This window comes from Paenibacillus ottowii (assembly GCF_050516475.1).
In the GTDB taxonomy this organism is placed as follows: Bacteria; Bacillota; Bacilli; order Paenibacillales; family Paenibacillaceae; genus Paenibacillus; species Paenibacillus ottowii.
The window spans coordinates 1,970,702-1,984,895 of sequence record NZ_CP191577.1 but is presented as its reverse complement, the minus strand read 5'-3'; the positions used below and the strand labels follow the sequence as shown (position 1 = coordinate 1,984,895).

Sequence of the window (14,194 nt, the reverse complement as noted above, 5' to 3'; positions counted from 1 at the left end):
AAAACAGACCTTACCACCGGGTCTGTTTTTTTACTTAGTTCCACCCCAACTGATTATAGCAGCGCTCTAAGTTCACGTCGGTATTTGTTCAAATGCACAAACGACGGAATGACACGCTTCGCAGAACGAAATCCACCTATTCTGATGTTGCGAACGACATGATAGGGAGAAATCAGCAACGCGTGTAGCAGACGCAAGTCCTGGGTGCTCAATGGTCGGTATCGTTGATAGAAGTCGATCGCGCGCAGCATCTTTGTCGCATTCCAAAGACAATTCCGATGAAGAAGATGAGAGAGATCTTTCATCCTTACATGTAGGGAACAATTTTCAAAGTCGATCAAATAGATTTTGAACTGCCTGTCTTTGATCAGATTGGGATAGTTATAGTCACCGTGTATAAATGCAGTCGCTTTTTGTTCCTGCTGGATTGCTTCTCGAACTTTGGACTGCTGTAGACGATCTAATACTTCTTCACAAAGAGCTACGAGATGGGCTGTGCCTTTGTAAAGGCTGAGGCGTTTTTTATATCCAGCTACTTCATCACTCAAGCCTTCGTAACGGATCCTGGAAGGCGGTGCTTCCGTGGCAGGAAAGCCTGCGGCATGAGTGTGGAATTTGGCTAAAGTAGCAATGCCCTTTTTAAAGTCTATTCTTTTTGTAAATTCCGGTCTGGGTCCATGAACCCAATTGGTTAATGTATACGATATACCTTCATAGGTCATATAGGCAGTTTGCTGTACGGTTGGATAGACCTTTTGGCTACGTGTAAACCCGCGCTCATCCAGGTAGGACAAGACACGTGTAATAAAACGGATCTCTTCTTCCGGGAATTTATAAGGTTTTAAGCAATAGGTTGTATTAGCGGTCTCAATCTTGTGAATGTCCTTCATTTGACGGCTACGCTGAATTTTGATTCCATACATCTGCTCTACGCTTGATAAAATCGACATTTTGCCCCTCACTTTCTTTTATGGACGGGTCCATTCCTGCAAAATATGGATGATTTGTAATCGAAGAGGCCACGACTGATCCCAGTTGTCTAGGATTTCGCGGTCTCTTGAACGATTTGGATGCCGGGAAGCATGCCAGGCTTCTCGTGGCAATTTATATAAAGCTGTAACAATCTTCCGTTCGGTACGGCTTAGTGGTTTACGTTTTTGGTATCCTTTTAACAAGGATTGCACAAATTCAGGATTGAATTGGGTCGTATTCATAAGAGCCTTTGCCAAATCAGCATAGACTGAGCCAATCTTAACCCGATCCCAATCAATGATTTTGAGCTGACCGTCATCAGAAATAATGACATTCGGGATGGTGATATCACCGTGAATCAAGGAGGGATGCCGACGTTCCGATCGAAGCAGCCTTATGATGGATGCGTCCTGCAAATCCTTCCATGCCCGCCTGGATAAACGGTTACAGTCTTTGCCATGAGTGTTGTACCAGTTGCGGTACTCTTTATCCTGGCGGCTGACTTTTGTCATTTTTTTTTGGAAAAGTCGGTCTTGGTTTTTCCATATCCGCAATTGTTGAATGGTCGGAGGGGGCGTTCCTTTCTCCGTCCAATGCAAGCCAGTGGATATGGTATGAAGGGTGGCGAGGGCCAGCCCCAGTTTTTCATAATCGTCAGCGGTTTCCAGTCCTCGTCCTTTGATCCACTGACTTACATAAAATGGTGTTCCTTGATCTAGTGTCCATAGCTTGCCGGCATGAGTGGGGAGCCATGTAGGCATGTAGGTATACTTTCTCTTTTTCAAAAGCCTTATATAGCTCGCAACTCGTTCCATCTGTTGAATCGTATTTGAATATACCACCTTTGAACGACTAAAGGGCTTTAATGCATAAATCCCCTTTTTCGTTTTCACTTGGATGACTGCATTTTTTCGGTATAGAGATGAGACTAAGCTTGATTTTAAGGGGATCAGGCCGAAACGACGGGTGATTTTGCGAATTTGTGCTTTGGTATAGGATTTCGCCATAAGAACCTCACTTGACTTTTAATTGAAGAAAAAGGTAATCCTCTGTTAGTTATCAGTCTATTCATGAGGAAATAATAGGTGCAGTTTTATGTAGTTATTCTCAGCCGATACGGAAGTATTTTAGCGTATACAGACAGTAAGACATTCGGTAAAATACAGACTGGAACGATACACGATATGACGAATTTTGATCTTGACGATTCAAGTGAGCAGTTTATATGCCATACATGCTGATTCATTATTATTTGCGGGAATATAAGTAGTTGAACGTTTTTTTGGGGCAGGAGGGAAGGACATGGATAAAAGAATACTGATAGCGGACGATGAGGCGAGTATTCGGAATGCGCTAGCCTATGCATTAAAGCGGGAAGGTTTTTTGGTGGAAACTGCCGTGGATGGAGAGGACGCATTGGAAAAAGTACATATGTTCCACCCGGATGTGCTTATACTGGATGTGATGATGCCCAAACTGGGCGGATATGAGGTGTGTCGTTGTTTGGAAAGCCGGAAGGGCGTGGGTATTCTACTGCTAACCGCTAAAAACGATATCGTCGATAAGGTGCTCGGCCTGGAGCTGGGAGCAGACGATTTTATGAGCAAGCCGTTTGACCTGAGAGAATTGCTCGCACGTACTAAGGCATTAGTAAGGAGGCTGGAACGAGAAGGAGCACCTGCGCCGGAAGGAACAGAAGTAATACTAGGTCCATTACGAGTGCGTCCATCCAGCCGAACGGCTGAACTTGGAGCCAAGGCGTTGGACCTGACCCCCAAGGAGTTTGATGTGCTGGCTCTGCTCGTGTCCCATGCCGGGAGGGTGTATACGCGGGACGATCTACTGGAACAAATATGGGGCATCGATTATATGGGGGGGACGCGGACGGTGGATATTCATATTCAGCGCTTGCGCAAAAAGCTGGAGCCGTACCAATCGATGCTGCAGACCGTGTATGGAATCGGTTATAAGGCGGAGAAAATGACGTGAACGAACATCATTCACTTCATCCACAAGGAAGCTTGCAGTCTACGGACCCGCAGAAGCGCAAACGTAAGCGTACAGGCTTGAGTCTACGCTGGAAATTTCCGCTGGTACTGGCGGCTTTACTGCTGTTTACAGTCGGTGTACTGAGCTGGCTCGTGCTTACTGGCATTCGTGCTAATCAGACAGACCAAATGGAACGCGGCTTAAAGCGTCAGGCGGAAATCGTGGAAATGCGCGTAAAACAGTCTTACCTGTTGGGATCTCGCCAATTACCCGAAGACTTCATGAAAAAGCAAGCGCCTCAGCTTGCTGTGGAACTGGGCGTATCCAGTAATATGCGCGTTATTTTATATGATGGCCAGGGGCATGAGGTTGGGAATTCTCTACCACTGGCTTATAGAACAGATGTCAGCCAGGCGCTTTCTTATGCGCTCCAAGGGAAAATTGCATATATTACAGAAGGTAGCTCAGTTACTTATCTGGCTCCGCTTCAAGGTCCAGACGGCCTGCTGGGAGTGGTGCAGCTTCATAGCTCAACAGAAGCGCAGCAGCAGTTTTACCAGGCCATTGCCCGCTTGTTTTTATGGACAGGAGGGGCGGTGTTGGTCTTAAGCTTTATTCTGGGCTTAGTTTATGTCAGCCGCCAGACGAGGGACATCGGACGACTGACTCGCGCTTCTGAGCAAATCTCGGCAGGGAACTATCCTGAAGCCAGATTGCTGCGACGACAGGACGAGCTGGGAAGGTTAGATGAAGGGATGCTCCAGATGAGTCATGTGATCCGGACAAGTATTACCGCGCTCGAAAATGAAAAGCTTCGCCTGGAAGAAGCGGTTCAGCGTTTGGGAGAGTTGGAGCAGCAGCAAAAGGCTTTTATTGGCAATATCAGCCACGAACTGAAGACTCCGTTGACCTCTATTCAGGCTTATGCTGATTTGCTGGATATGTATGGAGATGATCCCGAATTGCTGCGGGAAGCGAGAGAAAGTATCGCTAAGGAAACCAAACGTTTGTATGAGCTTGTCGAGGATTCGTTGAGACTAGCTGTGCTGGACAAATATGATTTTGAATTACATACGGAGGAAGTGGAGTTGCATTTGCTGCTCGAAGATGCTGGTAGTCGAATCCGCGGGAAGGCTGCGGCACGTGGACTGAATTTTTCGATGGATACCCTTCCTGCCAAGGTGTGTGGAGACCCTAAGCATCTGATGCATATTGTACTGAATTTACTGGATAATGCAGTGAAATACAATCGGGACGAAGGCTGGGTTACGTTATCCAATCGAGTGGAAAAGGACACCGTGACCGTGTATGTGCGCAATTCCGGTCCATGGATTCCGCGGGAAAAATGGGACATGATTTTTGAGCCGTTTGCTACCTTAAGCCATGATCGTTCTCGTCAGGGTAGTGGCACGGGACTAGGTTTGCCTCTGGCACGCAGACTGGCAGAGCGCATGGGTGGAGAGCTGCGGCTTACAGCTTCGGAGGATAGTAAGTTGGAGAAGGACAATGGTCATTCAGGTGCAATTGGCAATGAATTTTCGCTCAGGCTACCCCTATTGGTTTACGAAGGCTTCGAGTAATTAAGTCGCTCTACGTCTTTAGGGCTGAGCATGGTGTCTTGTTTACAACTTGGAAACAATTCGATGTATTCATGAGATGTTCAGGTATTAAGCTGGGGGTAACGATAACAAGGAGGCCGTTATACATGATGAAGAAAAAACTAGACAGCTATGGACAAAAGAACGGTCTTCCTCGGCCCGAACATCCCTATGCATGCTTTTTCAGACACAAAGTCACAGGGTTGCTCATGACTGGCTTGATCGCTGTAGGGTTGTTCAGTGGCTGTAGCATTAAAAGCGCAGGAGAGACCCATCCATCATCTGGTATGAAACCGGGGCAAAAGCTTACTGTAATTGACATGAATGCAGCTCAGCAGCAAGTATCGGACGAGCTGGTGGTACAGTCCATTGACAGGCTGGGGGATGTCTACGCGAGGTCATGGCTGAGTGATAAAGAGTTGATTGTGGAGCGTCGGAATCAGTTATGGATTCATAATGTAAAGACCAACCAGGAGCGAGTTTTAACACCAGGTCGTAACGCTCTACAGTTACTTGCTGTGGTATCACCGGATCAGCGGCATGTCTTTTTTACGGAGGGCAGCGCCAGCAGCAAGTATGATATTCAGGGCTATATTTTAGAGCTAAGCAGCGGTAAGGTTACATCGATTGGCCAGCTGGACATGACTAACGAAGTAAGCTGGGGCGATAAGGATCATCTCATTACAGGTACACCAGACGGTAAGATACATCTGATTGGACTGGATGGTAAAGTTAAAGAATTGGGCTTTCAAGATCCGAATCGCTCAGAATTAATTGCTCATGTCGAGAAAGTGGGTAACGCCATATTTTATACAAGCCATGATAAACAAGGGTATCCGGTGCTGAATCGGTTCACTCTCAATCATCCTCAGGTTGTGACTGTTGCAGAGGGAGCCATGTCCTTTGCTGTGTCGCCTGATGGTAAATCTATTGCCATTGAAAAGCGGAAATGGAATACATCCGAACCAGCCCGTATGATCATTTTGGATGAACAAGGTAAAGAGAAAGGAAGCGTTGGTCAAGGGACTTTAATGAGTCGTGGAAGCTGGTCCAGTGACGGGACCAAGCTTGCTTTTTCCATTTATGATGAGGATCAGCAAGGAATGAGAGGGCTCTATGTATTTGACCAATCCACAGGTAAAACCACTCCCGTTACGACTGATATCCAATCCTATGACAGCCCAACGGTATGGAGCCCTTCCGCCCGTTTATTATCCATGTACCAGAACATTTCGGAAGGTGGAAAGCAACTGAATCAGAGTTATATTGTCGAATTTAAGGAAAAACAGTAAAAAAAGGAGCGACTCCTTCTTCGGAATGCCCCTTTTTTTAATTATGCTGACTATTCGATTGTGTACCACTATACAAACTTGCGATGATGCTTTTTCCCATCATATGAAAATAAGGCGAGCTTCCCCTCAATCATCGTTTCCAAATGAACGGTACGCCCCCACAGTTGATATACATATGGAAGCGTGCGCTCCATATATTTTAAATCCAGCTCAATGCCTTCATACTGATGCTTAAGCTTTAACTCGCCCGTATGCAGATAGTCTCCGTCCTCAACGACGATGTAAGGGGAGCCTCCATTTACGCGTGAGAACACAAGCTGATCCCGTATGTTTTCCCAGGACTTATCGGTAATTTTCCAATCCGGTCCCCGTTTCTCAAACACGTACAAATCTAAATCCTCTGTTAGCTGCTTGGTCATGTAATTGCGTATAAAAGAGGTATCCGAATCAAACTCTCGCACCTCGAATATTTTAGCCCGGCCCTCGCCCGGTTTTCGTCCTTGGCGCTCTTGCTCCTCACGGGTTGGATTATCCCATCGCTTTTCAATATCTTCAAATATTTTTAGTCCCAAATAATACGGATTCAAGCTTTGCTTGGAAGGCTGTACAACGGAAGCGTTCAGCATGGCAAATTCAACAGTTTCATCCCCGGTCAAATCCAATTCCCTGACAATCCGTTGATGCCAATAAGAGGCCCAGCCCTCATTCATGATTTTGGTCTCCATTTGGGGCCAGAAATACAGCATTTCATCCCGCAGCATCGTCATGATGTCCCGCTGCCAATCCTCCAGTACCTCGGAGAATTCCTGAATAAACCAGACGATATCTTTTTCAGGTTCCGGTGGGAACTGGCGTACCTTAATACCCTCGGTCTCGGCCGAATCATGCTGCTTTACTGTGTCCAGTGACCACAGATCATCGTAAGGTCCGACGGGGCGCTGGCGTTTTTTAGGTTCTTTTTGCTCCTTGATTTTGAGTTCCATGTATCGTTGTTTATCTAGATGCCTTGGTTTGATGAGCTGTGGGTCTACATGCTCTTGTATCGCCAGTACAGAGTCAATGAAGGATTCCACGGCCTTTGAGCCGTACTCCATTTCATAGCTGCTGATCCGTTCTGCGGTGGCAGACATGCTCTCGACCATATTGCGGTTGGAGGCCGAGAAGCGGGCGTTGTGTTTGAAAAAATCGCAGTGCGCCAGTACATGAGCGACAATCAGTTTATTTTGAACCAACGAGTTGCCATCCAGTAGAAAGGCATAGCAGGGATTGGAGTTAATGACCAACTCATAGATTTTACTCAATCCAAAATCGTACTGCATTTTCATCTTGTGAAATGTTTTTCCAAAACTCCAGTGGCTGAAGCGCGTAGGCATACCGTACGCCCCAAATGTGTATACAATATCCGCTGGACAAATCTCATACCGCATCGGATAGTAGTCGAGCCCGAATCCATCAGCAATCTCCATAATTTCTGATATCGCGTATTCCAGCTCTTTCTGGTCGGTACTCATCCCACCGTTCCTCCTTCCCGTTTGCGAAAAAAGGTACGTAGGGCCTGGTATACCTCACCTTTTTCCTTGATGACATAGTACATAAACTGATCTGCCTTAATATTCTTGTAGGCTGACATTAGCGTGCTGCTGCGATTATATTGGTTCACTTCTCCATAGCCGAACATATTGCTGCGTTTCATAAGCTCCTCAATTAGTTTCACACACCGTTCATTGTCTGAGCTTAGGTTATCACCATCGGAGAAATGGAAGGGATAAATATTATAAGTGGAAGGAGGATAGCGCTTGTCGATAATCTCCAATGCTTTCAAATAAGCAGAAGAGCAGATGGTGCCGCCACTTTCACCACGAGTGAAAAATTCTTCCTCCGTAACCTCCTTGGCTTCGGTATGATGCGCAAGAAAGACCATTTCCACCTTTTCATATTGGCGACGCAAAAAGCGGGTCATCCAGAAAAAGAAGCTGCGGGCGCAATATTTTTCAAAAGATCCCATGCTGCCTGAGGTGTCCATCATAGCGATAATTACCGCATTGGATTGGGGAATGGTTTTCTCTTCCCATGTTTTGTAACGAAGATCATCTGGACTAATATGATGAATGCCCGGATTCCCCTCACGAGCGTTGCGACGCAGATTTTCGAGAATGGTTCGCTTTTTGTCAATGTTCGCTTGCATGCCTTTTTTGCGTATATCATTGAATACGATAGATTCAACCTCGATTTGATCCTTATCTTTTTGCTGCAAATGCGGTAATTCCATTTCCTCAAACAGCATATCTTCGAGTTCTTCTATGCTGACTTCAGTTTCCATAATATCGTATCCCGGCTGGTCGCCTGCTTTCTCACCTTTACCTGGCTTCTGGGAAGCAGGATCACGTCCGATGACATCCCCCACCTGACTGTCGCCATCCCCTTGGCCCACGTGCTTTTGTTTTTGGTAGTTATAAATGAAGCGATATTCATCCAGACTGCGAATCGGCACTTTAATAATCTGTTGACCATCCGACATTATAATATTTTCTTCCGTAATCAGATCGGGTAGATTTTGCTTAATAACATCTTTGACCTTCTGCTGATGGCGTTGCTGGTCCTGGTACCCTTTGCGATGCAGCGACCAATCTTCGCGGGATACGACGAATGAATATGGCTGGCGTGGTTCCGGCATTGTTAGGCACCCCCCAAGTGGATACACGGCACAGTTTGGCCTTGTTGGTTATTAAGTATATTCACGGGGATGTACGATATGTGATGGAACTCGATTTAAATTCTGCCCGTTTACTTTTATAATGAAAGTAAAAAATGTAAAAAAGGAATGGAGAACCTTGGTTATGGAAGAAATTGCAGTGCTTATCGTAGACGATGAACAGGGACTGCGAGATATGCTGACAACGGTATTAAAAAAAGAAGGGTTTCTTCATGTTAAGCATGCAGCCACGGGTCAAGAGGCGTTGCAAATCGTGATGGAGTCTCGTATTGATGTGATTGTACTTGATGTTATGCTCCCTGATTACGATGGGTTTGAGGTGTGTCGTCAGATGCGTGTATACACGGAAGCTCCTATTCTTTTTTTGACAGCAAGAGATACAGATCTGGACAAATTAATGGGCTTTGGTATTGGAGGGGACGATTATATTACCAAACCGTTTAACCCGTTGGAAGTAGTTGCGCGTATAAAAGCCCGAATGAAATATCGAAAAGTGACGACAGCGGATATGAAGCCTGTCTTACGAATCTTAGATTTTGGATATTTTTGTCTGGAGCTAGACTCAGGTGTATTGTACGTGCAAGACCAAGTGGTCGATTGTCCTGCACGTGAATGGCTGCTGCTGGTATTTTTATGCAAGCATCCTAACCGTATATTCAGTGTGCGTCAGCTATACGAAGCAATATGGAGCGAGACCTTCTTGGGTGATGAAAAGACCGTAGTCATTCATATCTCCCGTTTGCGAAAAAAAATAGAACCTGATCCCAAGCACCCGCAATTTTTAGTTAATGTAAGAGGGCTAGGTTATAAAATGATATCAGCCAAGAGGGGGGAGCAAGAATGAACTCTTTAGTCAAGATGTCCTTTCGATTTATAAAAGTAACATTATGTTTTGCACTAGCCTATGTTCTTTGTTTTGTTATCTGCACTATTATATATATTTTTATAAAAAGTACATTTGATACCTCTCACAATATGAATATTGATCTTTTCTGGATCGGACTTGGAATCGTGCAGAGTGTTGTGTTCATAGCTGTCTATGGATGGTATATAGGCAAACCCTTAGTGTATGTAATTAAATGGATTGGAAATATAGCAACAGGGGAATTCCAAGCGCCGCTAAGTGAGCTAGAACTGCCAGAGCGCAAAAAAAATCAGAGAAATAGTTATAAGCCTCCGTATCAGTTGTATAAAGAAGTATTCGAACAAATGAACATCTTATCTGCTCAATTGCGCAGCAATGAGGAAGAGAGAATGGAACTAGAAAAGCGAAAACAGCAGTGGGTAGCAGGCGTAAGCCATGATCTCAAAACACCGTTATCTTATATTGAAGGATATGCAGCCATGCTGACTGCTCAAGAGTATGATTGGTCCGAGGAAGAAAAAAGAAGCTTTAGCATGGCTATCAGTGAGAAAGTGACGGAAATGAAGCAGTTGATTCAGGATTTGAATGCTTCTATGCAGCTCAAGGAGGGGGCCTTGCCGATTCAGTTGAAGAAGGAGGACATTGTGGAGTTTCTCCGCAATACGGTGTTAGATATCGCTAACCATCCTTCGGCCGAGCAATATGAATTTTCTTTTATGTCATTGGAGTCAGTATGTACCATGCCCTTCGATAGTAAATTATTAGGTAGAGCGTTGAGGAATTTTTTAATGAACGCAATCATTCATAATCCTCCAGGCACACATGTTTCAATGGAAATAACTAAAGAGAGCGATAAGCTTCATATTTCTATCGAAGATGATGGAATAGGCATGGATCCAACTGAATGTATACAGATGTCTCCTTCCAAAGAGCATGGGATACCTATTGCCAAAAGCTTTATTGAAGCCCATAACGGAACGCTTCATATTCTTCCAGGAAGTAAAGGGGGGACCAGGATGGAAATTACATTGCCGCTGAATAGGTAACTCCTTAACATCTGTGCCCTCACATTTTAGAGTTCGCTCGTTTTTTTGCCTGTTGTTTAGGAACTGTTTACTTGATGTTAACTTTCTTTCAGTAAACTGTATGTAACTAAACTTCAGCATCAAAAGTCGAGAGGAGATCAGGAAATGTCTGAATATGTAATACGTACACGTCAGCTAACTAGGCGTTTTGGAAAAAGGGAATTTGTCAAACAAATAAATCTCCAGGTACCTGAGAAGCAAATTTATGGATTTTTGGGACCAAACGGAGCGGGGAAAACAACCACAATTCGTATGCTGCTCGGGCTGATAAAATCCACATCCGGAGAAATTGAGATATTTGGGAAAAAGCTCAAGGATCATCGCATGGACATATTAAAGGATGTGGGTTCTCTGGTTGAATCACCTGCCTATTATGCCCATTTGTCCGCATATCGAAATTTGGAAATCGTTACAACGATGCGTGGGCTGCCGACCCGAAAAATTCATAAAGTGCTGGATTTGGTGAGATTAAGTAAGGATGCGTACCGTCCAGTAAAAGGATACTCCCTGGGAATGAGGCAAAGGCTAGGAATTGCCATGGCATTGATTGCCGATCCCAAATTGTTGATTCTTGATGAACCGACGAATGGTTTGGACCCGTCCGGAATTCAGGAAATTCGGGAGTTAATTATGAGCCTGCCCGATGCTTACGGAATGACAGTATTGGTTTCGAGCCATCTATTAAGTGAAATCGAACAGATTGCAACCTATGTAGGAATTATCAATCAAGGGGAAATGATTTTCCAGGGAACGATGAAAGAACTTACAGATAAAAGCAAGCCTCAACTATTTATTGAAACCCAAAATCCTTTTCAGGCTGCTGGAGACCTGATGCAGCATGGATGGATTGCCGGAGCTGAATCTATGGAGCAAAAAGAAGTCATAACTCCTATAGTAGACCGTGAGCAGTCATCGGAGATGATCAAAGTGTTGGTGGAGCATAATCACCCTGTCTACCGGGTAAGGGAGAAGAAAAAAACATTGGAGGAAATATTCCTGGAGCTGACGGGTAAGGAGCGAAGCTTATGATACTCCAAGTTATCAAGGCGGAAGGATATAAGCTGAAAAAAATATGCTGGTGGCTTCCTCTAATACAGGGCTGTGTCCTTACAGGGATGACTGTGATGGAATGGTATCTCTACTTTCGTCAGGGGCCAGGAGGGGTCTATGCTGGTTTTGCTGTTATGTTTATGTTCATCTCGTTTGTAATGCTGCTTGGCGGTACACTTCTAGCAAGTATTATGGCGGGTACAGAGCATGATACCCAAACATGGAAGCAGCTTATGGCCATGCCAGTTCCCAGAAGCTGCATCTACTTATCCAAAATGTTATGGGTTGTGATTTTGCAGTTTGGCACCGCCTTGATCACGATAGCAGGAATGAGTCTCATCTGGGTGTTGTATACAAACGAGCCCATTCCTTGGCGAGTTATGCTGCTGCAGCCGATTAACGCCAGCTTGGCAACTCTGCCTGTACTTGCAATTCAACTTTGGTTGTCTACGCTTTTTACTAATCAGGCATTTCCGTTAGCATTTGGCATATTTGGTTCTATTGCCAGCTTGTTTTTGGCACGAACAAGTATTTTTTGGATTAAATTATTGCCTTGGTCGTATCCGGCTCTATCAAGTCCTCTAATAAAGGGATACGTAATGTGGGTGATCATTGCTTTATGTGCAGGGATTATCTTCACAGGACTCGGTACTCTACAGTTTAGAAAGCATGAATTCAAATAGGAGGAGGAAAAGTATGGGATCCATTTTACGCGTGGAAGCGATGAAGGTTCAATGGGTCATGGTATGGATTCTCATTATATTAGATGCGGTTATCAATTCTTTAATGGGAGCCCTGGAACTGAACGATTTGAAGCAGTTTTATGAGCCTAGCTGGTTAATGCTATACACCTATGCGGCGCAATTTCACTCAATGTTTTTTTATCCACTTTATTGTGGAATTATCGCTTCTCTTTTGTGCGCATACGAACATCGGGACGGAGGATGGAAGATTTTATTGAGCAGTCCATATCCCCGTCAGCGAATCTATTATGCAAAATATATATTGCTCATTCTCATACTGTTTCTTGATCAGCTTACATTCATAATAGGATATTTTGCAGGTGGATATATAGCAGGTGCTCCAGGAGAAATCCCTTGGACTCTCGTCCTTTTTACTGGATTGGGAGGGTGGTTCGGGATTCTTCCATTGGCAGCCCTTCAGCTTATGCTCTCAGTAAAAATCCGTAATTTCGGAGCTTCACTAGGAATAGCTATTTGCTGTGTGGTGCCTAATATTGTTATGACAGGCTTTCACTCTTCCATAGGTGCATGGTTTCCTTTTACGATTCCTTATTATATCATGTTGCCGCAAACAGCAAGCTATGCTCCTAGAGTTGAGCCTTATAGTCTTGGCTTGATTGTACTTGTTACGTTCCTAGCCTATCTATTTGGTGGAAGAAAGATGTTTGTGAATAGGGACTGGTCATAGTTAATGTCCCAACCATAAAAGTCGAACTACGGCCATACTCACAATACCGACCACCACAGTAGCCAGCAAATTTTTGCTCCACAAGGCGGTTACCAGTGTAGGAAGGACTGCTATGAGCACTTGCCCATTAAGAGTGACCGAGGTTTCGGTTCGTACGAGCAGGTTTTCCATGACTAGTGCTGTGAAGATGCAAATAGGGATGTAGGACAGCCACTGCAACACAGGTTTGGGCAGTGTCAGTTTTTGCAGCACGATGAAGGGAATGATTCTTGGAATTGCCGTGACAATCATGCCGCCGACAATGATATACAGGACATTGGGATTAATATTCATTTGTCGGTTAACACTCCAATCGTTGCGGTGATCATGGTCGATACAATGACGGCGATATGTGATGGCACCCACCAGGACAAAAGGTACATTAGAACGGCCATACATAGCACAAGCAGCAGACGATGCTTGAGTTTAGAGGTCTGGACACTTTGGAGCTGGGAGATAAGCAGGGCAAGGAACATTGCAGGCAAGGCAAAGTCCAGACCAAACATCTCTGGCTGGGAAATCCAATTTCCAAGCACTCCTCCAGCCACACAGGAAGCAATCCAAGCGAGATATGCTGTGATATTAAGCCCGTTCATCCAACGATCACTGACCTGTCCGCCCTTAGCCAATTTATCCGACGCCACCCCAAAGGATTCGTCTGTCAAAAGAATACCGATGCCTATATTTCTCCACAGCGAATATTTAGAAAAATAAGGGGCCAACGACGCACTTAACAGCAGATGGCGGGCATTCACTATAAATGTCGTTAAAATAATGACAGACAGAGGACTGGCTGTAGCCAGCATGGAGCACATAATAAATTGGGAGGCGCCAGCATATACAAGCGCTGACATTAGGCCAATTTCCAGGGTGCTCACCCCTGATGAAGCGCCCACAATGCCCGCCGCGAACCCAATGCATACATAACCAAGCAGTGTAGGGATACAATCTTTAACCCCTTGTAAAAAGCTGAGTGTATCGTGTTTCGTTCCGCTCAACTCTGAAGCTATGGACATGTCAACCTTCCCCCAGAACACAAATTTTATAATAGTATATAACGGAATTCTATAAGCATCAATATATTATACATTTGTATGTTATATTGAATAAACTCTATAGCAAACATACCATCTTTTGTGTATTCTTCATATATAGACTTA

The 14,194-nt window shown here is 44.7% G+C and carries 14 protein-coding genes; 8 read left to right on the top strand and 6 right to left on the bottom strand.

The window, feature by feature from the left end; all coding sequences use genetic code 11:
* Positions 1-53 precede the first annotated feature (53 nt).
* Both ACQQ6X_RS09450 and ACQQ6X_RS09445 read right to left on the bottom strand, forming a co-directional pair.
* Positions 54-950 (bottom strand): phosphotransferase, encoded by an 897-nt coding sequence (locus ACQQ6X_RS09450; RefSeq protein WP_305165128.1) that lies wholly within the window; start codon positions 948-950, stop codon positions 54-56.
* A gap of 18 nt (positions 951-968) precedes the next feature.
* On the bottom strand, positions 969-1,979 hold the full coding sequence (locus ACQQ6X_RS09445) for an aminoglycoside phosphotransferase family protein (RefSeq protein WP_305165127.1): 1,011 nt from the start codon (positions 1,977-1,979) through the stop codon (positions 969-971).
* A gap of 295 nt (positions 1,980-2,274) precedes the next feature.
* On the opposite strand from ACQQ6X_RS09445, the gene ACQQ6X_RS09440 reads away from it, so the two are divergent.
* The 3 genes from ACQQ6X_RS09440 to ACQQ6X_RS09430 all read left to right on the top strand — a co-directional run bounded on the left by ACQQ6X_RS09440 (position 2,275) and on the right by ACQQ6X_RS09430 (position 5,851).
* Positions 2,275-2,961 (top strand): response regulator transcription factor, encoded by a 687-nt coding sequence (locus ACQQ6X_RS09440; RefSeq protein WP_305165126.1) that lies wholly within the window; start codon positions 2,275-2,277, stop codon positions 2,959-2,961.
* Positions 2,958-4,541 carry a sensor histidine kinase gene (locus tag ACQQ6X_RS09435; RefSeq protein ID WP_305165125.1) on the top strand — a complete coding sequence of 528 codons (1,584 nt, stop codon included), beginning with the start codon at positions 2,958-2,960 and terminating at the stop codon, positions 4,539-4,541. Before ACQQ6X_RS09440 ends, ACQQ6X_RS09435 begins: the two co-directional genes overlap by 4 nt.
* A gap of 125 nt (positions 4,542-4,666) precedes the next feature.
* Positions 4,667-5,851, top strand: coding sequence for a TolB family protein (locus ACQQ6X_RS09430; RefSeq protein ID WP_305165124.1), 1,185 nt, complete (start codon positions 4,667-4,669; stop codon positions 5,849-5,851).
* 68 nt (positions 5,852-5,919) lie between these two features.
* Here ACQQ6X_RS09430 and ACQQ6X_RS09425 read toward each other — a convergent pair whose 3' ends face one another.
* Together ACQQ6X_RS09425 and yhbH are read right to left on the bottom strand one after the other, a co-directional pair.
* Entirely contained in the window at positions 5,920-7,362 is a 1,443-nt protein-coding gene (locus ACQQ6X_RS09425) for a SpoVR family protein (protein ID WP_305165123.1), read from the bottom strand.
* Entirely contained in the window at positions 7,359-8,525 is a 1,167-nt protein-coding gene (gene yhbH / locus ACQQ6X_RS09420) for a sporulation protein YhbH (RefSeq protein ID WP_305165122.1), read from the bottom strand. The genes ACQQ6X_RS09425 and yhbH overlap by 4 nt, the downstream gene beginning before the upstream one ends.
* Before the next feature lie 163 nt (positions 8,526-8,688).
* On the opposite strand from yhbH, the gene ACQQ6X_RS09415 reads away from it, so the two are divergent.
* The 5 genes from ACQQ6X_RS09415 to ACQQ6X_RS09395 all read left to right on the top strand — a co-directional run bounded on the left by ACQQ6X_RS09415 (position 8,689) and on the right by ACQQ6X_RS09395 (position 12,995).
* Positions 8,689-9,408 (top strand): response regulator transcription factor, encoded by a 720-nt coding sequence (locus ACQQ6X_RS09415; protein WP_305165121.1) that lies wholly within the window; start codon positions 8,689-8,691, stop codon positions 9,406-9,408.
* A 131-nt stretch (positions 9,409-9,539) separates the two neighbouring features.
* On the top strand, positions 9,540-10,475 hold the full coding sequence (locus tag ACQQ6X_RS09410) for a sensor histidine kinase (protein ID WP_305165120.1): 936 nt from the start codon (positions 9,540-9,542) through the stop codon (positions 10,473-10,475).
* A gap of 144 nt (positions 10,476-10,619) precedes the next feature.
* Positions 10,620-11,543 carry an ABC transporter ATP-binding protein gene (locus ACQQ6X_RS09405; protein WP_305165119.1) on the top strand — a complete coding sequence of 308 codons (924 nt, stop codon included), beginning with the start codon at positions 10,620-10,622 and terminating at the stop codon, positions 11,541-11,543.
* Positions 11,540-12,247 (top strand): ABC transporter permease, encoded by a 708-nt coding sequence (locus tag ACQQ6X_RS09400; RefSeq protein ID WP_305165118.1) that lies wholly within the window; start codon positions 11,540-11,542, stop codon positions 12,245-12,247. Before ACQQ6X_RS09405 ends, ACQQ6X_RS09400 begins: the two co-directional genes overlap by 4 nt.
* Positions 12,248-12,260: 13 nt before the next feature.
* Positions 12,261-12,995, top strand: a complete 735-nt coding sequence (locus ACQQ6X_RS09395) for an ABC transporter permease (RefSeq protein WP_305165117.1) — start codon at positions 12,261-12,263, stop codon at positions 12,993-12,995.
* Here ACQQ6X_RS09395 and ACQQ6X_RS09390 read toward each other — a convergent pair whose 3' ends face one another.
* Together ACQQ6X_RS09390 and ACQQ6X_RS09385 are read right to left on the bottom strand one after the other, a co-directional pair.
* Positions 12,996-13,328, bottom strand: a complete 333-nt coding sequence (locus tag ACQQ6X_RS09390) for an AzlD domain-containing protein (RefSeq protein ID WP_305165116.1) — start codon at positions 13,326-13,328, stop codon at positions 12,996-12,998.
* Complete coding sequence (locus tag ACQQ6X_RS09385) at positions 13,325-14,050, bottom strand: AzlC family ABC transporter permease (protein ID WP_305165115.1); 726 nt, start codon at positions 14,048-14,050, stop codon at positions 13,325-13,327. Before ACQQ6X_RS09385 ends, ACQQ6X_RS09390 begins: the two co-directional genes overlap by 4 nt.
* Between the last annotated feature and the right edge of the window lie 144 nt (positions 14,051-14,194).